Source organism: Terracoccus sp. 273MFTsu3.1 (genome assembly GCF_000383675.1).
Lineage (GTDB): Bacteria > Actinomycetota > Actinomycetes > Actinomycetales > Dermatophilaceae > Terrabacter.
Genome location: NZ_KB911820.1, coordinates 807,185 through 830,678, shown reverse-complemented (window position 1 = coordinate 830,678; position 23,494 = coordinate 807,185). Strand labels below are relative to the sequence as shown.

The following is a 23,494-nucleotide window of genomic DNA, read 5'->3' as shown; positions in this document are numbered from 1 at the left end:
CATGGACAAGGAACAGTGCTGGAACCGCTTCTGGGCCATCATGGGCCCCGCGCTCGTCGAACTTCATCAACAGGGCGACCTCCCCGCCCCAGAGCAGGAGATGGCGGAGGCCGCGTGACACACGAGAGCCCCAACCGGTGATTCCCGGTTGGGGCTCTTGCGTTACCCGTCAGACTGCGGTCAGATCCGCCTTCGCCGCCAGCGGCTTCCAGTTGACCTCCTCGGCAGCCTGACGCTTGGCCTCCTCTTGGACCTCGCGCATTCGGTCACGAAGACCCGGGGACACCATGTCCTCCCACTGTCCTACAACGCGCAGGCGCGAGCGGGCCCACCGCTGGTCCGCCTTGTAGACGAGCACCTCCCCGACCACTGCCTGCAGCGCTTCGTTCATGACGGCGGGAGAGAGGCGCTCCCAGCCTGCGAGCACTGCCCCGAAGACCGTGAGGGATGGGATGGCGTTGACCTTCACGGCGATGTTGGCACTGTCCTTGGCGGCTTCGAGTCGCTCGCGCTGTTCGAGGATCTCCGTCTCCTTCAACTTGTAGACGTGCTGCGCCACGCGGCCCGCCTCGTACTCGTTGTAGAGGCGCAGCATGGAGCGGTCGAGCCGCGAGATCTCCTTGTCGATCTTGGTCAGGTCCACCTCCGCGCGGTCGACGGCCATGGCTCGCGACATCTCAGTGTTCTTCGCCGACTCACCCTCGGCGTTCTCGCGCAGCCACTCCAGCATCGTCTTCTCGGCGCGGGTCTCGTCGACCAGTGCGGGGGCCGGGCAGACCATCCGGGAGGTCTTCTGGACGCGCCCGCACCGGAAGAAGCGGTACTTCTTCTGGGTCCTCTTGTTGGTGCGCCACTGGGCCACCATGCGCGTCCCGCAGGTGCCACAGAACAGCAGCCCTGCGAGCCTGAACGGGGCGGACTTGGTCCGAGGGTCCGACTTCTTCTTCGCACGCTGGAGGCAGGCTTCCCACGTCTCCGGCGACACAAGCGCCTCGTGCTTGCCGGGGCGGTACTCGACATCCTCTCCGCGACGGTCCACCACGAGCCCAGCAGCGAAGCCGCTCTCCAGCGTGCCGCGCAGGGACGTGACCCGGATGGGGTTGCCCCGCACCGACTTGATCCCGGCTGCCTCTAGCCGACGGACGATCTCGGGGTAGGACTCCCCGGCGGCGTACCACTCGAAGGCCTTGCGCACCCATGGACCCGTCTCCGGGTCGACCGCGTAGTCCGCGCCCTCCGGCATCGGGTAGCGGTCGACGGCGTCCTCCGGGATGTGCTTGGCGTAGACGTATCCCAGCCGAGGGGAGCCGTTGTGCGTCTTGCCGTTGGTGACCCGGTAGTCATGGATGTTGGCCCACGTCTTGCCGATCTCGTCCGAGTACATCTGGGCGATGGCGAGCAGGACGGTCAACTGGAACTTGCCCGCCGGGGTGTCGATCTCATCGAGGTTCTCGGAGGCCGAAGCGATGAAGCCACCCGCGTCCTGCAGTTCCCCGATGTTGAGCATCGAGTCGATGGTGTTGCGCCCCCAGCGGCTGATCTTCCAGACGACGACGCCGTCGGCCTCGCCCCGCTCGATGCGGTCGATGATCTTCCGGATGGCGCGCTTCTCGGAGGTCCGGCCAGAGAGGTCGATGTCGCTGATGACGTCGATGACGTCCAGCCCCTCGCGCTGGCTGAGCCGCGCGCACTGGTCCTCCTGCACCTTGTGCGAGATGAGGCGGTCCTCGCGGCCCGTGGTGTCCGACACTCGGATGTAGATGATGACGCGGTTGCCTCGCCGCTTGAACGCACTACGCTTCTTCTTGGTGGCCATTTCTCCCCATTTTCCGGAACCGGTTCTGGGTAGCAGTTTAGACCAGTTTCTGGTCCGACATCGTGTGCCCGTTCTGCTACCTCGGCAAGCGCCGCCTCGAGGGCGCGCTCGCGCAGTTCGAGCACGCCGACGAGGTCGAGGTGACGTGGCACAGCTTCGAGCTCGACCGCGGAGCCGAGCCGGCCCCGGACGTCGCGCTCGTCGACCTCGTGGCGGCCAAGTACGGCACGACGCGCGAGCAGGCCGTCGCGCAGCACCGGTCGATGGCCGCGGCGGCTGCCGAGCTGGGCCTCACGTTCAACTGGGAGCAGGCCCGTTACGGCAACACGTTCGACGCCCACCGGGTCGTCCACCTCGCCGCCGAGCAGGGACTGGCCGACGCCGCCCACGAGCGCCTCATGCGCGCCTACTTCACCGACGGCCTCGCGGTCGGTGACCACGAGGTGCTCGTGCGGCTCGCGACCGAGATCGGTCTCGACGACGGCGCCGTGCGCGCCATGCTCGACTCCGACGACTACGGCAACCACGTGCGCAGCGACGAGGCGACGGCCAAGATGCTCGGCATCGAGTCGGTCCCCTTCTTCGTCTTCGACCGGAAGTACGGCGTCTCGGGCGCCCAGCCCGTCGAGGTCTTCACCCAGGCCCTCGAGACCGCGTGGTCGACCAGGCACGAGGTGCCGGAGCCCGTCGCGGCGGGCGGGTGCGGCGGCGGCTGCGGCGCGGGTGGCTGCGGCGGAGTCTGCGGCGCCTGAGGCACCTCCCAGGGGTGCGCCGGCCCTACCGTGGTCGGGTGGCCCACCCCCTGATGTTCGACGGCGCGGACCCCTACCTGGCCCGGGTCCGCGAGATCTGTCTGGCGCTGCCGGGCGCCGACGAGAAGGTCTCGCACGGGCGGCCGAGCTTCTTCACGACGAAGGTCTTCCTCACCTACGGCGGCACCGTCAAGGGCGACCACGACCCGGAGCCCTACCGGCAGTCGGTCCTCGTGCTCCCCGACGCCGCCGAGCGGCCGGCCCTGCTCGGTGACGGACGCTTCTACGACCCCGCCTACGTCGGTCCCTCCGGCTGGGTCGGGCTCGACCTGCGTGCGTGCGGCCCGCCGGAGGAGGTCGACTGGCAGGAGGTCGCCGAGCTCGTCGACGCATCCTACCGACTGACGGCACCGGCCCGCCTCGTGCGCGAGCTCGACGCCGGCTGAGCCCGGGCGCGCCCATCGTCCACGCGTGGCCGGGGGGCGCGTAAGGTACCGCTCGCTGGACGACGAAAGGCGCACATGGGACGGCACACCGATCCCGCGGCCATGGGGTCGCGGCGCGCCGCGGTGGTGACCCTGACGGTGTCTGCGCTGCTCGTCGGAGGCGGCTTCGCGATCCTCCACGAGTCCGGTGGGCTGCGCCCCGGCCACCCGTCGACGCCGTCCACGCCCTCGGTACCGGTGGTCACCCCGAGCAGCCGCGTCGCCGACGCCACGGAGACCGGCCGCACGCCGTCGGCGACCTCGACCACCACCCCGACCGCATCCCCGACCACCGCCCCGACCACCGGCCCGACCGCATCCCCGACCGCCTCGCCGGAACCGTCGCTCACCACCCGCGCACCGGCTCCGCTCGTCACGGTGCCGACGCCGACGGAGGACTCCCTCCCGCGGCCGTCGGCCACCTCGAGACCGGCACCCCCACCACGGGCCGGCGTCGCCCAGCAGGTCGTGGCCCTCGTCAACGTCGAGCGCTCCCGCGCCGGCTGCGGCCCGGTGTCGGCGAACGCCGCCCTCCGGCGCGCTGCGCAGGGTCACAGCGACGACATGGCGAGCCGCGACTACTTCTCGCACACGAGCCCCGACGGGGTGACCTTCGCCGAGCGCATCCGCGCCGCCGGCTACGACGGCGGCGCCATCGCCGAGAACATCGCGGCCGGTCAGGTGAGCGCCCAGGAGGTCATGCGCAGCTGGATGGCGAGTCCCGGGCACCGGGCGAACATCCTGGACTGCACCTACCGGGACATCGGCGTCGGCTACGCGACCGGCGGCACCTACGGCACGTACTGGACCCAGACGTTCGGCGGCTGAGCCGCCCCTAGGTTGGTGCCATGCAGCAGTGGCACGCGCAGGACCGGCACGTCGTCCGCCTCGACTGGGGGCCCACCGCCGCGGAGGCCATGACGGCGTATGCCGTCGCCGCGGGCTCGCCCGTGTGCGCGGTCGTCGTCGACGTCCTCAGCTTCACGACGTGCGTGTCCGTCGCCGTCGACGCAGGCATCCGGGTGCACCCCTACCGGTGGAAGGACGAGTCGGCCCGGGCCTTCGCCGACGGGCTCGGCGCGACGCTCGCCCGGGGTCGGTCAGAGGCTCGCGTCGAGGGTGGCATCAGCCTGTCTCCTGCCTCGATCCGCACGGCGGGAGCCGTCGGCGACCTCGTCCTGCCCTCGCCCAACGGCTCGACGACCACCGCCGTGCTGGCCGGCGCCGGGGCCGACGTCGTGGCGGCCTCGCTGCGCAACCGTGCCGCGGTGGCCGCCTGGCTCGTCGACTGGCTCGACACGTCCCGGCGGTCGCACGGTCCGGCGTCGCAGCCGGCGGTCCTCGTCGTCCCGTCCGGTGAGCGCTGGCCCGACGGGTCCCTGCGGCCCGCCGTCGAGGACCTGTGGGGTGCGGGAGCCGTCGTCGCCGCCCTGGCCGGCCTCCTCGAGCACCGAGGCGGACCCCTGCTGCTCAGCCCCGAGGCCGAGGCCGCCGGCGCGGCGTGGCTCGCCGTGGAGCACCGGGTCGGCGAGGCCCTGCACGCGTGCGCGAGCGGCCGCGAGCTCGTCGAGCAGGGCTGGCCCGACGACGTGGCGGTCGCGGCGGAGCTCGACGCGTCGTCGCTCGTGCCGGTTCTGACGGACGGCGCCTACCGCGCGCACCGCGCCTGAGCCGACCCCACACGGCGGCTCGTCACGCGCCCACGGACCCGCCGGCCTACTGGCCGAGCGCCGTCCAGAAGGCCGAGGCGGCGCGCGACGGGCGGCCGGTGCGGCGCTCCGACCAGTCGGCCGAGGTCATGAGCGCGGTGACGGCGTTGACGCCGAGCCAGCGCAGCGGCTCGGGCTCCCAGTCGCGTGAGGTGCGCCCCGCCCAGGGGAGCGTGGCCAGGCCCTCGGGGTCGTCGCCGCGGATCATCGCGGCCAGGGTGCGGCCAGCGAGCGCCGAGGTGGCCACGCCGTCTCCGACGTAGCCGCCCGCGAAGGCGAGGCCGGTGTGTCGGTCGTGACGGACCGACGGGAACCAGTCGCGTGGCACGCCGAGGTTGCCACCCCAGGCATGCGTGAAGGTGACGCCGTCGAGGACCGGGAAGAGCTCGAGGAGGATCCTGCGCAGCGCTGCGTGGACGCGCTCGTCCCGGTCGTAGAGCGGGGAGACCTTGGAGGCGTAGTGGTACGGGGCGCCCCTGCCGCCGAAGGCGATCCGTCCGTCGCGGGTGCGCTGGCCGTAGATCGTCAGGTGCCGGTTGTCGGCGAACGTCGTGCGCTTGTCGAGCCCGATCTGCGCCCACGTGTCGTCGGGCAGGGGCTCCGTCGCCGTCATGAGCGAGTAGATCGGCGCGATGGCCCTCCGGCGGCCCGCGACGGTCGGCGTGTAGCCCTCGGTGGCGAGGACGACGTGCTCGGCGCGCACGGTGCCGTGCGGTGTGACCACACGGTGGCTGCGCACGTCGACGGCCGTCGTGCGCTCGTGGACGACGACCCCCCGGCGCTCGACGGCGTCGGCGAGCCCGCGGACGAGGCGGGCCGGGTGGATGGCTGCACAGTGTGGGGTGAACGAGCCGCCGAGCGCGTCGCTGACACCGGCGACCGCGGTGACCTCGTGCGCGTCGAGGAGGCGGTGGTCGTCCTCGCCGAAGCCCCACTCGCGGTGGTCGGCGACCTCCTCGCGGACCCGTTCGAGCTGGGCCGGGTTGCGCGCGACCGAGAGGTAGCCGCCTTGGTCGAAGTGGCAGTCGATGCCCTCCGCGTCGGCGATCCGGCCGACGTCGGCGACCGTGTCGTGCAGCAGGTGCTGCATCCGCACCGCCGCCTCCCGGCCGCGCTCGGCGGCCATCCGCTTGAGCGAGGCGGGGAAGAGGGCCGAGCACCATCCGCCGTTGCGGCCCGAGGCGCCGAAGCCGGCCACCTCCTTCTCGATGACGGCGACCCGGATCGTCGGGTCGGCCGCGACGAGGTGGTAGGCCGTCCACAGACCCGTGTAGCCGGCCCCGACGACGGCGACGTCCACGTCGATGTCGGTGTCGAGCGAGGGGCGCGGCTCGATGTCGTCGATCGTGTCGTGCCAGAGGCTGAGGCCGCGGTAACCGCTCGGGGGCATGGGCGGGATCATGCCACCTCACCGGCCCTCCGCAACCCCTGGGAACCTGTGCCTTTTCGCTTGAATCCCCTTCCAACACCTACGGAATCCGCGGTCCGGCCGGGTTCGTGGCATCACTTCCACCACGTGGCCCGGCAGGGCATGATGCGGGCATGAGCACCGTCGACCGCGCCCGTCTCGCCGAGCTGCACGCCCGCGAGCGGACAGCCTTCTCCGAGGCTCGCCCGCGCTCCCGGGCCCTGGCCGAGCAGGCGGCCGCGCACATGCCCGGTGGCGTCCCGATGAGCTGGATGGTCAAGTGGCCCGGCGACTTCCCGGTCTTCGTCGAGCACGCCGAGGGGGCGCACTTCACGTGCGTCGACGGCATCGACCACGTCGACCTCTGCCTCGGTGACACGGGGGCGATGATGGGGCACTCCCCCGCGCCGACGGTCGAGGCCGTGACCCGACAGCTCTCCCGCGGGATCACGACGATGCTGCCCACCGAGGACGCCATCGCGGTCTCGACCGGCCTTGCCGAGCGCTTCGGCCTCCCCTACTGGCAGTTCACGCTGACCGCCACGGACGCGAACCGCCACGCGATCCGCTACGCCCGCCACCTCACCGGCCGCAGCAAGGTCGTCGTCCACAACTGGTGCTACCACGGCTCCGTCGACGAGGCCTTCGCGACGCTGGGCCCCGACGGCTCGACGGTCGACCGGGGCAGCAACATCGGCGCGCCCGTCGACACGTCGGAGACGACGCGCGTCGTCGAGTTCAACGACCTCAAGGCGCTCGAACGCGCCCTGGCCCATGGCGACGTCGCGGCGATCCTCGTCGAGCCGGCGCTGACCAACATCGGCATCGTGCTGCCCGACCCCGGCTACAACGAGGGCGTGCGCGAGCTCGCGACGCGCTACGGCACGCTGCTCGTCAACGACGAGACCCACACGATCTGCGCTGGCCCCGGTGGCTACACCGGCGCCCACGGCCTCGAGCCCGACCTGCTCGTCATCGGCAAGTCCATCGGCGGCGGCATCCCGTGCGGCACCTTCGGTTTCAGCCGGGACATCGCCGACCGCATCGCGCGCTCCATCGAGCTGGAGGACATCGACGTGGGCGGCATCGGCGGCACGCTCGCCGGCAACGGCCTCTCGATGGCTGCCATGAAGGCCACGCTCGAGCACGTCATGACAGCCGAGGCGTTCGAGCACATGGTGCCGCTCGCCGACGCGTGGGCCGACGGCGTGCAGGCCGGCATCGACGCCGTCGGGGCCGACTGGCACGTGACGCGTCTCGGCGCCCGGGCCGAGTACAACTTCTCCGGCCGCCCCTCGCACGACGGCCAGGAGGCGCACGACGCCGACGACTTCGAGCTGCAGCAGTACCTCCACCTCTACGCGCTCAACCGCGGCATCCTCCTGACGCCCTTCCACAACATGGCGCTGATGAGCCCCGCGACGACCGCCGCCGACGTCGAGGCGCACACGACGATGTTCGGCGACTGCCTGCGCGAGCTCTTCGCCTGACCGACCCCTCCCGCACCTCAGGCCACGCGTGACGGGCGGCCGAACCGCGTGGCCACGCCCGGTGACCACAGGGCGCGCAGCCGCGGTCCGGAGGGGGTGACACGGCTCGCCCCGAGGAGGTCGTCGGCGAGCTCGACGACCTCGGCGGCATACAAGGACCACGGGTCGTGCTCGTTCGGCACCCAGAGCGTGCGCCCGGCCACGCGGGTGTGCGCGCCCCAGCGGGCGGTCAGCCACGTCTCGAGCGGCGTCGGGTCGACGGCCTCCCCGACGCGGACCGTGAGGAGGCTGCGCAGTCCGCGGGCCGGTGCCCGGCGCCGGCTCGTGTAGGTCACGACGTCACCGTCACGGCGCAGCCGCATCCTGGCCCACGTGTAGGGGATCCCGAGGCCGGCGCGAGCGCCGAGGACGACGAGGGACCGCTCGGTCTCCAGGGAGCGGAAGAGCACCCCGTGGCGCCCGGCGTCGTCGACCGAGTAGAGCCGGATGTTGGTCTCGAGGAAGCTTCCGAGCCATGGGAGCCGGGGCGAGGGTGCCCGACCGAGCCGCATGCCGTCCATGACGAAGGGGACGAGCGCGACGTACGTGCGCCCGTCGGCGAAGACGTCGGGGCGCGTGCCCGTCGGGAAGAGGTGGCGCACCGAGTCCGGGTCGACGGGCCAGTGGACGAACGTCAGGTCGCGCCAGACCTGGTCGAAGACGACGGGCGGGCGCAGTGGCGGGGGCTGCACGGGATACCCGTCCAGCGACGGGACGGCATCCAGGGGCAGGTCCACGACCCCATCGTCACACGCCTCGGCCGCGTGCCCGAGGACACCTCGAGCCGAAGGGTGGCCCCCGCTCGGCCCTGTCCGGGCTCGCCCACCTCTCGGCAGTCAGGCCGTGAGGCTGACACACTCGCAGCGACGACGGGCACGAGCGACGGAGGACCGACGATGACCGTGGAGACACCGGCAGGCAGCACCCGCCGCCGCACGACGAAGCTCGGGATCGTCGGGGCCGGCGCCGTCGGCGCCACGCTCGCGTATGCCGCGTTGATGCGCGGCGTCGCGCAGAACGTCGCGCTCTTCGACGTCAACGCCGCCAAGGTGCGCGCCGAGGCGCTCGACCTGAGCCACGGCATCCAGTTCGTCCCGATGGCGCACGTCGACGGCTCCGACGACGTCGAGGTGCTGTCCGACTCCGACGTCATCGTCTTCACGGCGGGGGCCAAGCAGAAGCCGGGGCAGTCCCGGCTCGACCTCGCCGAGTCGACGATCGGCATCATGCGCGCGATCCTGCCGCGGCTCGTCGAGGTCGCTCCCGACGCCGTGCACGTCATGGTCACCAACCCCGTCGACGTCGTCACGTATGCGGCGCTCCAGGTGTCCGGGCTGCCGGCCGAACGGCTCTTCGGGTCGGGCACGGTCCTCGACTCGTCACGCCTGCGCTTCCTCCTCGCCGAGCACACGGGCGTCGCGGCCCAGAGCGTGCACGCGTACGTCATCGGCGAGCACGGCGACTCCGAGCTGCCGTTGTGGTCGTCCGCGACCATCGGCTCCGTGCCGCTCCTGCAGTGGCGCGCGTCGGACGGACGCATCGCCCTCGACGAGGAGGCCCGCGACCGCATCGCGACCGACGTCGTGCAGTCGGCCTACCGGGTCATCGAGGGCAAGGGCGCGACGAACTACGCGATCGGCCTCGCCGCCACGCGCATCATCGAGGCGGTTCTCTACGACGAGCGCCGCATCCTTCCCGTCAGCTCGCTGCTCGACGACTACTACGGCATCGGCGACGTCTGCCTGTCGGTGCCGGCGATCGTCCACTCCGGCGGCGTCGGCGACCGGGTCGAGGTGCCGATGACCGACGCCGAGCTGGCGGGCCTGCGGGCGTCCGCGGAGGCCGTGCGTGCGACGGCCCGGCGCTTCGGGTTCTGACGTGGTGGCCACGCGAGGAGAGCCGCGTCCCTGCGCCGCCACGGCGCTCGCCGGCACGATCGTCCTCGCACTCGTCGCTCTCCTCGTGGCCGCCTGCGCAGGCGGCGGAGGGCCGCCCGCGGACGCCCCGACCAGACGGGCCGGCGCCTTCGACCTCCAGGCGCACCGCGGCGGTGCGGACCTGACGTCGGAGAACACCCTGGAGGCCTTCTCGCGCGCGCTCGACATCGGCGTCACGACCCTCGAGCTCGACGCGCAGGTCACCCGCGACGGTGCCGTCGTCGTCGCCCACGACAACCGGGTCAACCCCGACACGTGCCGCGACACGTCGCCGGCGAGCCCGTCCGACGACCTCTTTCCCTACTCCGGCAAGCCCTTCCGGCTCCTGACGCTCGCGCAGGTGAGCACGCTCGACTGCGGCTTCCAACCGACCCCCGACCACCCGGACCAGCGCGCGGTGTCCGGCGCGAGGGTGCCCGAGCTCCGCGAGGTCGTCGACCTGCTGCGCGAGCGCGGCGCCGACGACGTCGGGCTCAACGTCGAGATCAAGGTGCAGGCGGACGACCTCGGACTCACCGTGCCGCGCGACGAGTACGCCGCGAAGGTGTGGGCGGTGCTCGACGAGGGCGGCGTCGCGGACCGCGCGACGGTCCAGTCGTTCGACTGGGCGAGCCTCACCGCGGTCCACCGCATCGCGCCCCGCGCCCGGCTCGTCGCCCTCGTCTCGCCCGAGCGGCTAGAGCGCGGCGAGGAGGGCGCGTCCCCGTGGCTGGGCGGCATCGACATCGACGCCGTGGACGGCGACGTCGTGCGTGCCGCCTCCGGGATCGCCGGCGTCGTCGCCCTGTCACCGCGGCAGGACCTCCCCGTCGATGCCACGCTCGTCCGCACCGCGCACGCCGCGGGGCTCGTCGTCGTGCCGTGGACCGTCGACGACGAGGACGACATGGCACGTCTCGTCGACCTCGGCGTCGACGGTCTCATCACCAACCGCCCCGACCTGCTCCGCGCCGTGCTGACCCGGCGCGGCCTCGCGACACCCCCGTCCCATCCCGCAGCCGGGTGAGGCCCACCGGGACACCCCCGGAGCATGATGGGCCTGTGAGCACGTCCGCCGCCTTCGACGCCGACCCGGCACCCGGCACGGCACCCGACCCGTCGGGCACCCCGCCCGCGCGGGCGACGTACCACCACGGTGACCTGCGCCGCGCCCTGCTCGAGGCGGGCACCGACCTCGCCCGCGAGGGCGGGCCCGACAAGGTCGTCCTGCGCGAGGCCACGCGCCGCGTGGGGGTCTCGGCCAATGCGGCCTACCGCCACTTCGCCGACCGTGACGCGCTGTTGGGCGAGGTCGTCTCCCGCGCCCAGGCGCGTGCCGCTGACGTCATCAGCGCCACGATGGACGCCGTCCCCGACGACCTCGAGACGGGCCAGCGGGCGCGTGCCCGCTTCCGTGCCGTCGGTGTCGGCTACCTGCGCTTCGCGATGGACGAGCCGGGCCTGTTCCGGGCGGCGTTCGCCGTACCGGTCGACCTCAGCCGGGCCGCCTCCCCGGACGCTGCCGGCGCCGCCGGCCGCACCCCCTTCCAGCTGCTCGCCGACTCGCTCGACGCCATGGTCGACGCCGGCGTCATGTCCGACGACGAGCGTCCCGGTGCCGAGCTCCTCGCGTGGTCAGCCGTCCACGGCATGGCGATGCTCGCCCTCGAGGGCCCGCTGCGCGACCTGCCGCCCGGCGCCGTCGACGAGCTCGCACCGCGTCTCGTCCGCATGGTCGACCTCGGGCTCGGTCTCTCCGACGGCGCGGTCTGAGCGGCACCCACCGACACCTAGGGTGGGCGGGTGACCAGCGAGACCCGCGACAGCACCAACTTCGAGCTCGACCGCGACACCCCGGCCTTCTACCGCCGGCTGGATCGTGGCCTCTACGCCCCGACCGTGCACGTGCAGGGCGCCTGGCGCGACGACGAGCAGCACATGGCTCCCGTCAGCGGCATCCTCGCCCACGAGATCGACCTCCACGAGCCACGGGAGGGGATGCAGCTGGCGCGCATCTCCTTCGACATCCTCGGCATGATCCCGGCGCGGCCGAGCCGGGTCGAGGTGCGCACGACCCGCCCCGGTCGCACCATCGAGCTCGTCGAGGCGACGTTGCTCGTCGACGACCGTCCCGTCGTGCGCGCCCACGCGTGGAGACTCGCCGCCCACGACTCCGAGCCCGTGGCCGGCGTCGAGCTGGAGCCGATCCCCGGACCCGGCGAGATGCTGCCGTGGGCGGGGGCCGACACGTGGGAGGGCGGCTACATCGAGGGCCTCGAGTTCCGGGTGGACGCCGAGCGTCGCCCGGGCCGCACCCGGGCCTGGATCCGTGCGCTCAACCCGCTCGTCGACGGCGAGACCTGCTCTCCCACAGCCGATCTCGTGCGCCTCGCCGACACCGCCAACGGCATCGCCGTGCGCGTCTCGCCGCGGGAGTGGATGTTCCCCAACGTCGACCTCAGCGTGCACCTCTTCCGCGAGCCGGTCCGTGGATGGGTCGGATTCGACACCCGGGTGACGATGGGCCCCACGGGCCTCGGGCTGACGTCGACGACGCTGCACGACGTGCGCGGCCCGGTCGGTCGCGCCGAGCAGATCCTCACGGTCCGCCGCCTCCCGGGGGCCTGACGCCCGTCCTCCGGACCGGTCGCCGGTCCGCGACAACCTTCCGGCGCGCCGACGCGTCTGGGGAGGTGTCGGCACGCCGCGCCAAAGCCCGGTTCGCCTGCCACAATGAAGGGCGCGATCGCGCCGACTCACACCCGCCGTCGCGCGGTCAGGACACCAGGGGACACCATGAGGACCATCCGCATGGACAGGAATCGCACCGTGGGCAGCGTCGCTGCCACGCTGGCGGTCATCGCACTCGCCGTGACGGCTCCGGCCGCCCGTGCCGACGACCTCACCGGCACGCCGACACCGCCCGGCACCTCGACGTCCACGGGCTCGGTCGGCTCGACCGCCGGGAGCACGGTCGCCGACGCGACGACGACCTCGACGTCCGGCACCACCACGACCACCACGACGACGCCCCCCACGACGACGACCACGACGACGTCGAGCCCCACGACGACGACCCCGCCGCCGCCCGCGCCGAGCCCCGTCGTCATCCCGACCGGCAGCTCCGGCTGGAAGGTCAAGGACCTCCAGGTGCGCCTGCGCCTCGTCAAGGCGTCCTACTGGACGTACGCCGTGTCCGGCACCTACGGCTGGACCCTCGGCCAGAAGGTGCTCACCTTCCAGCGCGACCAGAACCTCCCCCAGTCCGGCGTGCTCGACCAGCGCACGTGGAGCCGGCTCGTCGCCCTCACCGCGACCACGACCCGTCTCAAGGAGGGCTCGACCGGCTACGCCGTCAAGGACCTCCAGTCGCGTCTGCGTGCCGTCAGGACCTCCTACTGGTCCTACGCCGTGTCCGGCACCTACGGCTGGACCCTCGGCCAGAAGGTGCTCACCTTCCAGCGCGACCAGAACCTCCCCCAGTCCGGCGTGCTCGACCAGCGCACGTGGAGCCGGCTGGTCTCGATGACGACGTCACCGGTGGTGCTCGGCACCACGGCGCCCGCCGCCAACGTCCGCGAGCTCCAGCGGCGCCTCGGCGCCAAGGGTCTGTGGCCGTATGCGTTCTCCGGCACCTACGGCTGGACGCTCGGCCAGAAGGTGCTCGCCTTCCAGCGCGCCTACGACGTGCCCCAGTCAGGTGTCGTCGACAGCCGCACGTGGGCGCGCCTGCGGGCCCTCACCTACACGCCCGGCACCTTCGACCAGCACCGCTACTACGCGGGCCTGCGCCCGCTCGTGCCCGCGCTCTCCTCGCTCGACAAGCGCTGCCGCACCGGCAGGGTCATGTGCGTCGACAAGTCCACCCGCACCCTCACGTGGGTCGTGAACGGCAAGCCGCTCACGTCGATGTGGGCCCGTTTCGGCCGGCCCGGCAAGGAGACGCGCGAGGGCACCTTCAGCGTCTCCCGGAAGTACGAGTACGTCATCTCCAACCTCTACTTCACGCCGATGCCCTACTCGATGTTCTTCTCCGGCGGCCAGGCCGTGCACTACTCGTCCAACTTCGCGCGCCTCGGCTACGCGAGCGCGAGCCACGGCTGCGTCAACATCGCCGACCACGCCCAGGTCAAGGCGCTCTTCTTCGCGGTGCGCATCGGTGACAAGGTCGTCGTCTACCCCTGAGCGGGCGGCCTCGCCGACGGAGCAAACCCGATCAAGTACGCCCGGGCCGAGGCGCGCAGGATCGTGACGTGACCGGCTCCCGTGACACCTTCAGCGCCTGGCTGGACGTGCTCGTCGACACCCTCGACGAGCCCGACCTGACCGGTGAGCAGATCGCGGGCCGGCTGCACCTGTCACGGTTCCACCTCGACCGCATCGTCAGCGCGGGCGCAGGCGAGGCGCCGAGCTCCCTGCGCCGCAGGGTGCTGCTCGAGCGTTCCGCCTACCGCCTCGCGGCCAGCCGCCTCTCCGTCCTCGACGTCGCGGTCGAGGCGGGCTACGGCTCGCACGAGGCGTTCACCCGGGCGTTCCGTCGCGCGTACGGCACGACGCCGAGCGCGTGGCGCGGACGTCCGGGGACGATCCGTCTCGAGGCGGCCAACGACATCCACTTCCACCCGCCCGGCGGCATACGCCTCCCGGCCCAGCGAAAGGTCACTGCCATGGACCTCGTGCAGAGGATGGTCGAGCACCACATCTGGCTGACCGGCCAGCTCATCGAGTGCGCCGGCCAGCTCACCGACGAACAGCTCGACGAGCCGATCGTCATCAACGTCGACGACGATCCCGACCCGTCCACGCTGCGTCGCATCATCAGCCGGCTCGTGGGCCAGATGGCGATGTGGAACGCGACGATGGCGAGCCGCGACTACGACTTCTCCGTCGAGGAGCACGAGTCGCTGACGTCGGCTCGCCGTCGTCTCGCCGACGCCGCACCCGTCTTCCTCGGCCACGTGCGCGAGGCGATCGAAGGGGGTCGGCTCGACGACGTCTTCGTCGACGCGTCCTGCGACCCGCCCTACGTCTGCTCCTACGGCGCGATGGTCGCGCACGTCCTGACGTTCGCGGCGCACCGGCGCACCCTCGCGGTGCGCGCGCTCGACAGGCACGGGGTCAGCCGGCTCGGGTGGGGCGACCCCATCGAGTGGCTCGACGCCGCCCACCACGCCTGACGGCCCACGCCGTCGGGGGACGGCGGGTCTTCGTCACTCGATGGTGGTCGTGACCTGCTGACCGAGCTCGACGGTGCGGCTCACGGTGCACCACTCGTCGTGCGAGCGCTTGACGAGCTTGGGCAGCATCTCGCGCGCCGCGTCGCCGCCGTCGCCCTCGGGGAAGCGCACGCGGAAGCGCACCTCGATGTCCTGGAGGTGGTTGCCGTGCTCGTCCTTGACCTTGTCGGCCGTCACCTCGATCTCGAACTGCTCGGGCTCGGCGCGCCGCGTCGTCACGGTGTCGACGTCGACCGCGGTGCAGCCGGCGATGCCGGCGAGCAGCAGCTCGACCGGCGAGAGCTCGTCGGTGCCGGAGCTCAGCGTGATCGAGCCGCCGCGGTCGTTGCGGGCGGTGTAGCGGCCGACGCTGTCGCGGGTCAGGGTGACGCGGCGCAGGTCCTTGGGGTCTCTTGCGGTCGTGCTCTCGCTCATGGGTGCAGCCTCTCAGAGGTCGTGGGTGGCGGCTCGTCGCGTCCGGAGCTCAGAGCCAGGCGTCGGCGAGGAGCTCGTAGGAGCGCAGCCGTGCCTCGTGGTCGTGGGCGCCGCACGTGACGATGACCTCGTCGACGCCCGTGGCCTCGACGAAGCCCGCGAGCCCGTCACGCACCTCGGCGGGTGTGCCGACGAGCGAGACCCGGGTCATCTCGTTCACCGCCTGGCGCTCCGCCGGTGACCACTGCGCCATGAGGCTCGCGATGTCGCCCTCCGGCTCGGGCAGCCCGGCCCGGCGGCCGGTGACGATGCCGTGGAAGCGCTGGAGCACGCTCGTGAAGAGGCGCTCGGCCTCGGCCGTCGTGTCGGCGACCATGACGTTGACGCCGGCCATCGAACGGGGGGCGTCGAGGCCGCCGGGCTCGGTCGACGGCGTGAACCGGGAGCGGTAGACCTCGAGAGCGCTCATCAGCGCGGCCGGCGCGAAGTGCGAGGCGAAGGAGTAGGGCAGGCCGAGGGCGGCCGCCACCTGGGCGCCACCGTGGCTCGACCCGAGGATCCAGATGGGCACGTGGGTGCCTTCACCGGGGATGGCACGGACCTTGGCGTCGGGGTCCGGGTCGCCGAGGTAGCCGATGAGCTCCTCGACCTCGCCGGCGAAGTTCATCGCGGCGGCCTCGTTGCGGCGCAGGGCGCGGGTCGTGAAGGGGTCGGTGCCCGGGGCGCGGCCGAGCCCGAGGTCGATGCGGCCCGGGTGGATCGTCGCGAGCGTGCCGAACTGCTCGGCGACGACGTACGGTGCGTGGTTGGGCAGCATGATCCCGCCGGCGCCGACGCGGATCGTCTCGGTCTGGTCGGCGACGTGGCCGATGAGCACGGCCGTCGAGCTCGACGCGACGCCGCGCATGTTGTGGTGCTCCGCCATCCAGTAGCGCTGGTACCCCCACTTCTCGGCGTGCCGGGCGATGTCGACCGTCGAGGCGATGGCCTCACCGGCGCTGCCACCGTCGAGGACGGGGACGAGATCGAGGATGTTCAACTGGGCTCTCGGGGCAGGACTCACGTGGGTGCCAACGGGCAGGCCGGGGCCCCGTATTCCGGGGACCCACGGTCCGGACGAGCCCCTGCGCACGTCTGAGAGGCGGGCACCGGATGCGGTGGAGGCGCACTTTGGGTACCTATGGTTCACCGACACGGACGGCAGGTCCGTGTCGTCCCGACCCCGTGAGCGCCACCACCATGTCGACCGAGACCCTCGCCCCCGCGTCCGAACGCCGAGGTGTGCGCCTGCCCGGCGTCACGCCGCGGGTCGGCGTGCGCCTGCGCGTCGCCGCCGTCATCGCCGCCGCGTTCGTCGTGACCGAGGGAGTCGCTCAGGCGGTGACTCCCTTCATCCGCCAGGACGACTGGGCGTTCCTGCTGCCCGAGGGCTCGCCGGGGGCGGTGCCACCGTCGTACTACAACGTGAGCGAGGGGCGGTGGCTCAACTCCGGCTGGTGGTGGCTGGTCGGACAGCACGGCACCGTCACGACCGCCGCCCTGACGTATGCCGCCGCGTACGCGCTCCTCGTGGCGGGCATCTGGCGGGTGCTCCACCGGACCGGGGTGCGTCCCCGGCCCGTCACCGACGCGCTCCTCGGCGCGGCGCTCTTCGCCTCGCCGGTCTGGGTCCAGCTGCTCTACTGGCCCGGGGCGTTGACGCCGTCGGCCCTCGTGGCCGCCGGCGCGGTCTGGCTCCTGCCCGGAGCCGCTCGCTCGGGGCGGTGGCTGGTGGCCTGGCTCGTCCTCAGCGGCATCGCCTCCGTGCTCACCTACCCACCGATCGCCCTCGTGCTGCTCGTCCTGGCCGTCGTGTCGCTGCGGGAGGCCCCGTGGCGCAGGGTGCTTCTCGTCGTCGTCGGCTGGGCCGCCGGATTCGCCGCTGGTGTCGCGGTGGCCTACTCGCTCAACTGGGTCGTCAACGGGCACTTCGGCATCGAGGTCGCCGGCTGGCGCCAGGCCAACCCGTTGACCTCGCTCGACGCCCTCGGCGTCAACGCTCGTCGGTGGCTGTCGGCCGCGGGCTCGCTCTGGGCTGCGCAGTGGTGGGTCGCAGTCGTGGCGATCGCCGCCGTGGCCCTCGGCTGGAGGGACGCGGTCGTGCGACCCCGGCTGCAGCGTCTCCTCCTCGCCCTCGCCGTCGCGTGCGGCATTGACGCTGCTCAGACCCTCGCGACGGGCCTCGTCACCGAGGCCCGTGGCCAGCTGTGGACGTGGCTCGCGGCGGTGGTGGCCGTCGCCCTGCTCCTCGTCGACCGCGGCGCGGTCGCGGGGGTGCACGTCGGGCGAGCGCCCACGCCTCAGCCCGGCGTGACGCCGACCGCCCGCGTCGCGACGGCGCTGCTCGCGGTGCTCGCTGCGTGCGGGGTCCTCGCGTGGCGAGCCGACATCGGCACGCACCAGGACACGCGCCGGCAGTATGCCGCGCTCGCCGAGGCCGCGACGGCGCACCCGACCGGGACCGCCCCGCCGACCGTCGTCGTCTACCAGGACCCCGCTCTCAAGGACACCCGCTCGGGCCGGCTCATGGCGAGCACCCTCTTCATGGCCGTCCGGGTCGAGCAGGACGGTCGCGTGCCGCGCTGGTGCATCGGCATCGAGTGCCGCGAGATCGCGGCGCGGTCCACGTCGGGCCCGGTCGTCGACCTGGGTCGGGCCGGGAGCCTGCCCGGCATCGTCGGCATCGTCGTGCCGGCCCCGCCCGGCTGGATCTGACGACCCGGGGCCGGCCCCGAGAGCGTGCTCGCGACCGCCGTCAGGGCAGGTCGAGCTGGGAGACCTGGTCGTCGTAGTCGGGGCAGAACGCCTGCACGCCGGCGGCCATCAGCTGCTTCGTGCGCAGCGCGTCCCCGGTGTTGCCGAGCGGCTTGTCCTCGTCGTCGACCGCGATCTGGGCCAGCTCGACGCCGCCGTTCTTCAGGGCCCAGCACGTCGTCGTCCCGGTCTCGATGTCGTCGTCGACCGTGGCGCCCGTCACCGACGCCCCGAGCTGCTGCGCGGCGAGGACGAACTGCGCTTCCTCCGCCGAGATGCTCGGCCGGGCGTCCGCCACTCCCGCCGGCAGGTCACCGAGGGTCGGGTCCGACCCGCCACAAGCGGCGATGGACAGGACGACGACGAGGCCGACCCCGGCAGCGAGCGCCCCGCGCAGAGCCGGGCGGACGGCATACGGTCGCGGAGCGTGCGCCGGTGTCTTCGTGTTCATCGTTACCCTGAACGCGTGAGCGAGCCTGATCGTCCCCGCGACGCCGCGTCCGCGAGACTGGCCGCCGGGGCGCCGATCGCCCGGGGTGCGGTCGTGGCGTCGCTGTCGGCGGTCGTCTTCGGGTTCGTCTTCCTGCCGCAGCTGCTCGGTCTGGCGCTTGCCGGGATCAGCCTCGTGCGCCGCGAGCCGGGCGGACGCCGACCCGCGCTGCTGGCCGCCGGCATCAGCCTGCTGCTCACCGTCGTGTGGGGCATCGTGCTCGGACTGCTCCTCAAGTGGTGGGCCACCTCGCGCTGACCCGAACGGCCTACTGGGAGTAGGTCGAGAGGAACTTCTCGAGGCGTCCGACGGCGTCCTCGAGGTCCTCGACGCGCGGCAGGAAGACGAGCCGGAAGTGGTCGGGTGTCGCCCAGTTGAAGCCCGTGCCGTGCACGATGAGCATCTTCTGGTCGCGCAGCAGGTCGAGGGCGAAGCGCTCGTCGTCACGGATGTCGTGGACCCTCGGGTCGAGCCGTGGGAAGAGGTAGAGCGCCCCCTCGGGCTTGGTCACCGACACGCCCGGGATCTGGTTGAGCATCTCCCAGGCGACGTTGCGCTGCTCGAGCAGGCGGCCGCCGGGCAGGATCAGCTCGTTGATCGACTGGTAGCCGCCGAGCGCCACCTGGATCGCGTGCTGCGCCGGGACGTTGGCGCACAGACGCATGTTGGCGAGGATGTCGAGGCCCTCGAGGTAGTTGCGCGCATGCTCCTTGGGTCCGGAGATGACGAGCCAGCCGGAGCGGAAACCGGCCACCCGGTAGGCCTTGGACAGGCCGTTGAAGGTCAGGCAGAGCAGGTCGGGAGCCAGGGCCGCGATCGAGGTGTGCGTCGCGCCGTCGTAGAGGATCTTGTCGTAGATCTCGTCGGCCATGATGATCAGCTCGTGCTCGCGGGCGACCTGCGCGATGGCCTCGAGGACCTCGCGCGGGTAGACGGCACCCGTCGGGTTGTTCGGGTTGATGACGACGATGGCCCGCGTGCGGTCGGTGATCTTGCTGCGGATGTCGTCGAGGTCGGGCGCCCAGCCGGCCTGCTCGTCGCAGACGTAGTGGACGGCGTTGCCGCCGGCGAGGCTCGCGGCCGCGGTCCACAGGGGGTAGTCGGGGGCCGGGATGAGCACCTCGTCGCCGTTGTCGAGCAGGCCCTGCATCGCCATGACGATGAGCTCGCTGACCCCGTTGCCGAGGTAGATGTCCTCGACACCGACGGGCGGGAAGTCGCGGACCTCGTAGTGCTGCTTGACGGCGCGCCGGGCCGACAGGATGCCCTTGCTGTCGCTGTAGCCCTGCGCGGTCGGCAGCTCCTGGATGACGTCGACGAGGATGTCCTCCGGCGCCTCGAAGCCGAATGGCGCGGGGTTGCCGATGTTGAGCTTGAGGATGCGGTGCCCCTCGTCCTCGAGCCGCTTGGCCTCGGCCAGCACGGGACCACGGATCTCGTAACAGACGTTCTGCAGCTTCTTGCTCTGGGTCACCGCGCGCATGTGGACCAGCGTCCCACCGCCGTGTGCCGTGGACCGCGTCATTCCCACCATGTGGCCCGTGCGGTGGATCACGCATCGGTGTGGCGGTCAGCGCAGGAGGCAGCCGAAGCCACCGGCGGGGCTCGTCGCGGTGAGCGACTCGACGAGCGAGGACTCGCTCGCCGCGACCACGTCGATGGTGAGCACGTGCCCCGACGCGGTGCGCGTCAGGTGGGCGAAGCCCGGCGGGGCGGCCGGCCGGACGGTCCAGCCCGACTGCTCGAGGTAACCGACGAGCTCGGCGGCCTGCGGCCCGGTCGAGGGCGGGTAGGTGCGGGTGATGCGCCCGTCCACCCCCTCGCGGCACGGTGGGAGCTCGCTGTGCCCGAGCGGGACCATGGAGCGGTCGAGCACGTCGACCTCGCGCGCGAGCGACTCGTAGGCGGCGACGTCGTCGGCGTGGACGCGGCTCGACCAGGCCCAGCCGCCGAAGGCCACGAGGCCGACGAGGAGCACGACGAGGACGATGGCCGCCGGGCCGGGACGCCGTCGGCTCCGTGCGGACCGGGGCCGCGCAGGGCGGTCGGAGGCACCGTCCGGGGAGCCGAGGGGGGCCTCGTCGACGAAGCCGGAGTCACTCACCGGGACAGTGTCCGGCACCGGGCCCCGTGCCGTCGGGGACGCCGGCAACTGTCGCCGATCCGTGACCCGGCAGCGTGCCGTCCACGGGGATCGCGGCACCCGCGACACCGGGCCCCGGTGCCGAGGTCACCGCGAACGGCGAAGGAGCGGGACGTCGAGGTCGAGCAGGTGCCGCCAGTCGGTGCGGCGGGCGGTGCGCAGCCCGCGCCGCAGCAGCAGCACGAGGACGACGAGCGCGACCGGGACCCCGACGGCCGTCGTCGTGAGACCGAGGCTGTAGCCCTCGGGCAGCGTCGCGAAGCACACGACGGTCGCGACGACGGCGAGGGGTCGTTCGAGCCGCGCCTGCCAGAGGGCGCCGAGCGACACCGCGAAGAACGGGAGCGCCCAGAGGTAGTACCACCCGAGGAAGACCGGGGCGAGCACGACGACGGCGAGCATGGCCCAGGCGACCCCGCGCACCGGTCGCAGGAGCGGCTCGGCCGCGGCATCCTCCGCAGCGAGGCCGCTGGTGTCCGCCGGCTTGAGCGCCGCGAGCCAGACGAGCGCGAGTAGCAGGGCCAGCACGACGAGTCCCAGGGCCCGCGCGGTCGCGATGCCCGTGTCGCGCCACTCGTCGTGGCCGAGCAGGTGCCCGACGGCACCGACGGTGATCCCGATCGACGTCGGCAGCGACGTCCACTGCTCGTTCTTGCCCGGGGTCCCCGTCGGGTTGAGCCACGAGAACCCGAGCCCGGTCACGACGCCGCCGAGCACCATGGGGACGCCCGAGCACAGCACGGTCAGCGCGCCCGCGCGCACGACGTCACCCCAGCGGGCGTATGCCGTCCCCTCCGTCCTCGGGGGGTGTGCGGCCGCGATGTGGCGGGCCCAGAGGATGACGACGAACGGCAGCGCGATGACGGCCGTGACCTTGACCATGGCCCCGAGCGCGACGACGACGCAGGCGAGGATGAACCGCCCGCGCAGCGCCAGGGCCAGCCCACCCAGCGCCGCGGCCACCATGAGGGCGTCGTTGTGGGCTCCCCCGACGAAGTGCGCACCGACGAGCGGCACCGCGACGCCGAGCCAGAGCGCCAGGACCGGCGACCAGCCGATCCGACGGGCGACGTCGGGCACCGCCCACGCCATGACGACGACGCCGGCCACGGCGAGGAGGCGGAGGAGCAGGAGCGCGACCCACAGCTCGCCCGAGACCGACGCGACGGCCCGGGCGAGGAGCAGCCAGACGGGCCCGTAGGGCGTCGGGCTGTCGAGCCACGTCGGCGCCGTCGAGTCGCGCCACGGCGAGTCGAGCTCACGGACGACGTGGTCGTAGGGGCTGAGGCCCTGGTCCCAGAGCAGGCCCTGGGCGGCGTAGGAGTAGAGGTCGCGGCTGTAGAGCGGCATTGCGGCCACGAGCGGCGCGAACCACAGCGCGATCGTCACCCACCACCAGCGCACGGACACGTCGGCGTCACGCAGGCGCCACCACGCGAGGACGAGCAGGCCCATCGCCAGCACCGCGACGGTGGCGAGCAGGGGTGAGCCACCCTTGGGCGTCCACCAGGCGACGCCAGGCCAGAGCACCCCGGTGTTGAGCCGCGGCAGGGCACCCGAGCCCCACGAGGCGGCCGCGAGCACGACGCCGGCGACGGCACCGGCCCAGCGCCACGGGCCGGCGGGCCGGGCGTCAGCCATGCGTGACCGGTTCGTCACCCCACGCGAGCAGGCGCCACCCGGCCTCGGGGTCGCCCTCCATCGTCACGACGTGGGCGTTGTCGAGCCGCCGGTCGTCGAAGAAGTCGGCCGGCAGGCTGAGCGAGGCCGAGCACCACACCCGCATGGCGGCCCCGTGGCTGACGGCCAGGGCGGACTCGTGGCCGTCGGAGGCGATCCGGGCGATCGCCGCGTCGTAGCGCTCCATGAAGCCGGCACCGCTGTCGCCGCCGGGGATCGCGTGGTCGGGCTCGTCGCGCCAGCGGATGACCGCGTCGATGTAGGGCTGCCACTCGGTCGACATCTCGTAGTCGCCGGCCTGGATCTCGCGCAGCCCGGGCAGGACGACCATCTCGAGACCGAGCATCCCGGCGAGCGGTGCCGCGGTCTGCTGGGTGCGCACGAGGTCGGAGGTGTAGATCGCGCCGAGGTCCTCGCCGCCGAGACGGTCGGCGAGGGCCTGTGCCTGCGCCCGCCCCTCGTCGGTGAGGTCGAGGCCGGGGACGGCCGTGTCGAGCTGACGGGCGACGTTGGCGTGGGTCTGCCCGTGCCGCACGAGGTAGAGCCGCACGTCAGAGGCCCTTCACCGTGACGCCGCTCAGGCACTCGACGCCCTTGCTCGGCCCGGTGTGGAAGTCCTTGATGGAGACCGGCGCGGTGGCTCCGGCGGCGAGCTTGACCTCGACCTCCTTGCCGGCGACGTCCGAGCCGTCGGAGGTCTTGACGATGAAGACCGCCACGGTGAACGTGTGCTCCTGCGTGTCGGAGTTCGTGAGGGTGCCGGTGAAGCTCCACGACTCGCCCGTGGGCGCACACGTCGCCCCGGTGAGGCTCGAAGCGGCGTCGAAGAGGCCACCGTCGCCGGGGTCGGTCGTGTCGACGGGGTCGGGCACGTCGTCGCTCGGGGTCTCGGCCGTGATCGTCGGCTGGACGGGGACGCTCACCGTCGGCGCCACGGCGTCGTCGGGCGACGACGGGGCGGGCTGGCCGCAGCCGGAGATCGCCAGCACGAGCGACACGGACAGGCCCAGCGCGATGGTCGGGACGGCATACGCCCTCGGGGTGCGGTGGGTCCGGGTGGCTCGGCGGGGTCGGCCTGGCATGGGCACGTGCGGCCCCTTCCTGTCGGCAGGTGTGCGCCGC

The 23,494-nt window shown here is 72.6% G+C and carries 24 protein-coding genes; 13 read left to right on the top strand and 11 right to left on the bottom strand.

The annotated features are described in order from the left end of the window. Positions 1 to 169 precede the first annotated feature (169 nt). Positions 170 to 1,816 carry a recombinase family protein gene (locus H283_RS0103840; RefSeq protein WP_020142200.1) on the bottom strand — a complete coding sequence of 549 codons (1,647 nt, stop codon included), beginning with the start codon at positions 1,814 to 1,816 and terminating at the stop codon, positions 170 to 172. Between the two features lie 59 nt (positions 1,817 to 1,875). On the opposite strand from H283_RS0103840, the gene H283_RS0103835 reads away from it, so the two are divergent. The 4 genes from H283_RS0103835 (at position 1,876) to H283_RS0103820 (ending at position 4,723) form a co-directional block, all read left to right on the top strand. Next, entirely contained in the window at positions 1,876 to 2,568 is a 693-nt protein-coding gene (locus H283_RS0103835) for a DsbA family oxidoreductase (RefSeq protein WP_156022945.1), read from the top strand. Between the two features lie 38 nt (positions 2,569 to 2,606). Continuing rightward, positions 2,607 to 3,014, top strand: coding sequence for an MmcQ/YjbR family DNA-binding protein (locus H283_RS0103830; protein ID WP_028785315.1), 408 nt, complete (start codon positions 2,607 to 2,609; stop codon positions 3,012 to 3,014). Between the two features lie 75 nt (positions 3,015 to 3,089). Further along, entirely contained in the window at positions 3,090 to 3,881 is a 792-nt protein-coding gene (locus H283_RS28025) for a CAP domain-containing protein (RefSeq protein ID WP_020142197.1), read from the top strand. 20 nt (positions 3,882 to 3,901) lie between these two features. Continuing rightward, positions 3,902 to 4,723 carry a 2-phosphosulfolactate phosphatase gene (locus H283_RS0103820; protein WP_020142196.1) on the top strand — a complete coding sequence of 274 codons (822 nt, stop codon included), beginning with the start codon at positions 3,902 to 3,904 and terminating at the stop codon, positions 4,721 to 4,723. Between the two features lie 46 nt (positions 4,724 to 4,769). Here H283_RS0103820 and H283_RS0103815 read toward each other — a convergent pair whose 3' ends face one another. Further along, positions 4,770 to 6,152 carry an FAD-binding oxidoreductase gene (locus H283_RS0103815; RefSeq protein WP_028785314.1) on the bottom strand — a complete coding sequence of 461 codons (1,383 nt, stop codon included), beginning with the start codon at positions 6,150 to 6,152 and terminating at the stop codon, positions 4,770 to 4,772. Between the two features lie 152 nt (positions 6,153 to 6,304). On the opposite strand from H283_RS0103815, the gene H283_RS0103810 reads away from it, so the two are divergent. Continuing rightward, entirely contained in the window at positions 6,305 to 7,660 is a 1,356-nt protein-coding gene (locus H283_RS0103810) for an aspartate aminotransferase family protein (RefSeq protein ID WP_020142194.1), read from the top strand. 17 nt (positions 7,661 to 7,677) lie between these two features. Here H283_RS0103810 and H283_RS0103805 read toward each other — a convergent pair whose 3' ends face one another. After that, positions 7,678 to 8,436: a YqjF family protein gene (locus H283_RS0103805; protein WP_020142193.1), complete on the bottom strand. Its 759-nt coding sequence runs from the start codon at positions 8,434 to 8,436 to the stop codon at positions 7,678 to 7,680. A 159-nt stretch (positions 8,437 to 8,595) separates the two neighbouring features. Here H283_RS0103805 and H283_RS0103800 point away from each other — a divergent pair, with 159 nt between their 5' ends. From H283_RS0103800 to H283_RS0103775, 6 genes are all read left to right on the top strand, one after another. After that, entirely contained in the window at positions 8,596 to 9,576 is a 981-nt protein-coding gene (locus tag H283_RS0103800; protein WP_020142192.1) for an L-lactate dehydrogenase, read from the top strand. A gap of 1 nt (position 9,577) precedes the next feature. Further along, on the top strand, positions 9,578 to 10,642 hold the full coding sequence (locus H283_RS0103795; protein WP_231372216.1) for a glycerophosphodiester phosphodiesterase family protein: 1,065 nt from the start codon (positions 9,578 to 9,580) through the stop codon (positions 10,640 to 10,642). Positions 10,643 to 10,677: 35 nt separating this feature from the next. Continuing rightward, positions 10,678 to 11,388 (top strand): TetR/AcrR family transcriptional regulator, encoded by a 711-nt coding sequence (locus H283_RS0103790; RefSeq protein WP_020142190.1) that lies wholly within the window; start codon positions 10,678 to 10,680, stop codon positions 11,386 to 11,388. A 30-nt stretch (positions 11,389 to 11,418) separates the two neighbouring features. After that, positions 11,419 to 12,243 (top strand): thioesterase family protein, encoded by an 825-nt coding sequence (locus H283_RS0103785; RefSeq protein WP_020142189.1) that lies wholly within the window; start codon positions 11,419 to 11,421, stop codon positions 12,241 to 12,243. 183 nt (positions 12,244 to 12,426) lie between these two features. After that, positions 12,427 to 13,800, top strand: coding sequence for a L,D-transpeptidase family protein (locus H283_RS27090; protein WP_156022944.1), 1,374 nt, complete (start codon positions 12,427 to 12,429; stop codon positions 13,798 to 13,800). Between the two features lie 68 nt (positions 13,801 to 13,868). Next, a complete protein-coding gene (locus H283_RS0103775; RefSeq protein WP_020142188.1) occupies positions 13,869 to 14,792 on the top strand; it encodes a helix-turn-helix transcriptional regulator in 924 nt (307 codons plus the stop codon). A 33-nt stretch (positions 14,793 to 14,825) separates the two neighbouring features. Here the strand turns inward: H283_RS0103775 and H283_RS0103770 are convergent, their stop codons facing one another. Both H283_RS0103770 and H283_RS0103765 read right to left on the bottom strand, forming a co-directional pair. Continuing rightward, positions 14,826 to 15,266: an OsmC family protein gene (locus H283_RS0103770; RefSeq protein ID WP_020142187.1), complete on the bottom strand. Its 441-nt coding sequence runs from the start codon at positions 15,264 to 15,266 to the stop codon at positions 14,826 to 14,828. A gap of 49 nt (positions 15,267 to 15,315) precedes the next feature. Then, the gene (locus tag H283_RS0103765) at positions 15,316 to 16,305 is read right to left on the bottom strand and encodes an LLM class flavin-dependent oxidoreductase (RefSeq protein ID WP_020142186.1); all 990 of its coding nucleotides are present in this window, start codon (positions 16,303 to 16,305) and stop codon (positions 15,316 to 15,318) included. 185 nt (positions 16,306 to 16,490) lie between these two features. On the opposite strand from H283_RS0103765, the gene H283_RS0103760 reads away from it, so the two are divergent. Beyond that, entirely contained in the window at positions 16,491 to 18,020 is a 1,530-nt protein-coding gene (locus H283_RS0103760) for a hypothetical protein (protein WP_020665704.1), read from the top strand. Positions 18,021 to 18,060: 40 nt separating this feature from the next. Here the strand turns inward: H283_RS0103760 and H283_RS0103755 are convergent, their stop codons facing one another. After that, on the bottom strand, positions 18,061 to 18,510 hold the full coding sequence (locus tag H283_RS0103755; RefSeq protein WP_020142185.1) for a DUF732 domain-containing protein: 450 nt from the start codon (positions 18,508 to 18,510) through the stop codon (positions 18,061 to 18,063). Between the two features lie 15 nt (positions 18,511 to 18,525). Between H283_RS0103755 and H283_RS0103750 the strand changes: the two genes are divergently transcribed. Next, on the top strand, positions 18,526 to 18,807 hold the full coding sequence (locus H283_RS0103750) for a hypothetical protein (RefSeq protein ID WP_020142184.1): 282 nt from the start codon (positions 18,526 to 18,528) through the stop codon (positions 18,805 to 18,807). 10 nt (positions 18,808 to 18,817) lie between these two features. Here the strand turns inward: H283_RS0103750 and H283_RS0103745 are convergent, their stop codons facing one another. The 5 genes from H283_RS0103745 to H283_RS0103725 all read right to left on the bottom strand — a co-directional run bounded on the left by H283_RS0103745 (position 18,818) and on the right by H283_RS0103725 (position 23,454). After that, positions 18,818 to 20,032, bottom strand: coding sequence for a pyridoxal phosphate-dependent aminotransferase (locus H283_RS0103745; RefSeq protein WP_028785311.1), 1,215 nt, complete (start codon positions 20,030 to 20,032; stop codon positions 18,818 to 18,820). A gap of 87 nt (positions 20,033 to 20,119) precedes the next feature. Then, positions 20,120 to 20,653 carry a hypothetical protein gene (locus H283_RS0103740; protein WP_020142182.1) on the bottom strand — a complete coding sequence of 178 codons (534 nt, stop codon included), beginning with the start codon at positions 20,651 to 20,653 and terminating at the stop codon, positions 20,120 to 20,122. A 126-nt stretch (positions 20,654 to 20,779) separates the two neighbouring features. Next, positions 20,780 to 22,333 carry a polyprenol phosphomannose-dependent alpha 1,6 mannosyltransferase MptB gene (gene mptB, locus H283_RS0103735; RefSeq protein ID WP_020142181.1) on the bottom strand — a complete coding sequence of 518 codons (1,554 nt, stop codon included), beginning with the start codon at positions 22,331 to 22,333 and terminating at the stop codon, positions 20,780 to 20,782. Then, positions 22,326 to 22,922 carry a histidine phosphatase family protein gene (locus tag H283_RS0103730; RefSeq protein ID WP_020142180.1) on the bottom strand — a complete coding sequence of 199 codons (597 nt, stop codon included), beginning with the start codon at positions 22,920 to 22,922 and terminating at the stop codon, positions 22,326 to 22,328. Before H283_RS0103730 ends, mptB begins: the two co-directional genes overlap by 8 nt. Position 22,923: 1 nt before the next feature. Continuing rightward, positions 22,924 to 23,454, bottom strand: coding sequence for a hypothetical protein (locus H283_RS0103725; protein WP_020142179.1), 531 nt, complete (start codon positions 23,452 to 23,454; stop codon positions 22,924 to 22,926). Positions 23,455 to 23,494: the final 40 nt, after the last annotated feature.

What these genes read in the sequence shown, in the direction of transcription:
- H283_RS0103840 (WP_020142200.1), bottom strand. Translation starts at nt 1,816, where the DNA reads ATGGCCACCAAGAAGAAGCGTAGTGCGTTCAAGCGGCGAGGCAACCGC.
- H283_RS27090 (WP_156022944.1), top strand. Translation starts at nt 12,427, where the DNA reads ATGGACAGGAATCGCACCGTGGGCAGCGTCGCTGCCACGCTGGCGGTC.
- H283_RS0103770 (WP_020142187.1), bottom strand. Translation starts at nt 15,266, where the DNA reads ATGAGCGAGAGCACGACCGCAAGAGACCCCAAGGACCTGCGCCGCGTC.
- H283_RS0103725 (WP_020142179.1), bottom strand. Translation starts at nt 23,454, where the DNA reads ATGCCAGGCCGACCCCGCCGAGCCACCCGGACCCACCGCACCCCGAGG.
- H283_RS0103815 (WP_028785314.1), bottom strand. Translation starts at nt 6,152, where the DNA reads ATGCCCCCGAGCGGTTACCGCGGCCTCAGCCTCTGGCACGACACGATC.
- H283_RS0103810 (WP_020142194.1), top strand. Translation starts at nt 6,305, where the DNA reads ATGAGCACCGTCGACCGCGCCCGTCTCGCCGAGCTGCACGCCCGCGAG.
- H283_RS28025 (WP_020142197.1), top strand. Translation starts at nt 3,090, where the DNA reads ATGGGACGGCACACCGATCCCGCGGCCATGGGGTCGCGGCGCGCCGCG.
- mptB (WP_020142181.1), bottom strand. Translation starts at nt 22,333, where the DNA reads ATGGCTGACGCCCGGCCCGCCGGCCCGTGGCGCTGGGCCGGTGCCGTC.
- H283_RS0103820 (WP_020142196.1), top strand. Translation starts at nt 3,902, where the DNA reads ATGCAGCAGTGGCACGCGCAGGACCGGCACGTCGTCCGCCTCGACTGG.
- H283_RS0103755 (WP_020142185.1), bottom strand. Translation starts at nt 18,510, where the DNA reads ATGAACACGAAGACACCGGCGCACGCTCCGCGACCGTATGCCGTCCGC.
- H283_RS0103800 (WP_020142192.1), top strand. Translation starts at nt 8,596, where the DNA reads ATGACCGTGGAGACACCGGCAGGCAGCACCCGCCGCCGCACGACGAAG.
- H283_RS0103745 (WP_028785311.1), bottom strand. Translation starts at nt 20,032, where the DNA reads ATGCGCGCGGTGACCCAGAGCAAGAAGCTGCAGAACGTCTGTTACGAG.